Source organism: Mesorhizobium sp. M7A.F.Ca.CA.004.06.1.1, assembly GCF_003999135.1.
Taxonomy (GTDB): Bacteria; Pseudomonadota; Alphaproteobacteria; order Rhizobiales; family Rhizobiaceae; genus Mesorhizobium.
Map to the genome: position 1 here is coordinate 1 of NZ_RZPQ01001105.1, position 1355 is coordinate 1355.

A 1355-nucleotide genomic window follows, 5' to 3' on the forward strand; every position below is an offset into this window, starting at 1 on the left:
CCACGGCTGCATGCTAAAAGGGAATCTCCAGCCAGATTTCGAGGGAGCGGCCGCATGGAAGGCGAGAGCAAAAAGACGGCACGTTCGGACCTCGACGAAGCCGCCCTCTACTTCCACAAGCACCCAAGGCCGGGAAAACTCGAGATCCAGGCGACCAAGCCGCTCGGCAACCAGCGCGACCTCGCGCTCGCCTATTCGCCTGGTGTCGCCGCCCCTTGCCTGGAAATCCGCGACGATCCGGCGACCGCCGCCGACTACACCGCACGCGCCAATCTGGTCGGCGTCGTCACCAACGGATCGGCGGTGCTCGGCCTCGGCAATATCGGCCCGCTGGCCTCCAAGCCGGTGATGGAAGGCAAGGCCGTCCTGTTCAAGAAGTTCGCCGGTATCGATGTCTTCGACATCGAGATCGACGCGCCGGGGATCGAGCGCATGGTCGAGACGATCTCGGCGCTGGAGCCGACTTTCGGCGGCATCAACCTCGAAGACATCAAGGCACCGGAATGCTTCGAGGTCGAGGAACAGTTGAAGGCGCGCATGAAGATACCGGTGTTCCACGACGACCAGCATGGCACCGCCATCATCGTCGCTGCCGCCGTGCTCAACGGGCTGGAATTCGCCCGAAAAACCATATCGGACATCAAGATCGTCACCTCCGGCGCCGGGGCTGCCGCCCTTGCCTGCCTCAACCTGCTGGTCTCGCTCGGCGCCAAAGTCGAAAACATCTGGGTCACCGACCGTTTCGGCGTTGCCTACAAAGGGCGGACCGACGAGATGGACCGCTGGAAAGACCCTTATGTGAAGGACACCGAGGCGCGCACGCTGGCCGACGTCATATCGGGCGCAGATGTCTTCCTCGGCCTCTCGGCGGCAGGCGTGCTGAAGCCGGAACTGCTTGAGCACATGGCGCCAAAACCGCTGATCCTGGCGCTGGCCAACCCCAATCCGGAGATCATGCCGGAAACGGCGCGTGCGGCGCGTCCCGATGCGATGATCTGCACAGGCAGGTCCGATTTTCCCAATCAGGTCAACAACGTACTGTGTTTTCCTTACATCTTCCGCGGCGCGCTCGACTGTGGTGCCAGCGCTATCAACGAGGAGATGAAGATGGCGGCGGTCCGCGCCATCGCAGCCCTTGCCCGCGAGGAACCTTCAGATGTCGCTGCCCGCGCCTATTCCGGCGAGACGCCGATCTTCGGCCCTGAATTCCTGATCCCTTCGCCCTTCGATCCACGCCTGATCCTGCGCATAGCGCCCGCGGTCGCCAAGGCGGCCTGCGACACCGGTGTCGCGACGCGGCCGATCACCGATTTCGCCGCCTATATCGACAAGCTGAACCGCTTCGTCTTCCGCTC

General features: G+C 63.2%; 1 protein-coding gene. It reads left to right on the plus strand.

Features of this window, described 5'->3' with window-relative positions:
• Positions 1–54: 54 nt before the first annotated feature.
• The coding region (locus EN906_RS34235; RefSeq protein WP_281060475.1) for a malic enzyme-like NAD(P)-binding protein at positions 55–1355 on the plus strand (1301 nt) is incomplete at its 3' end.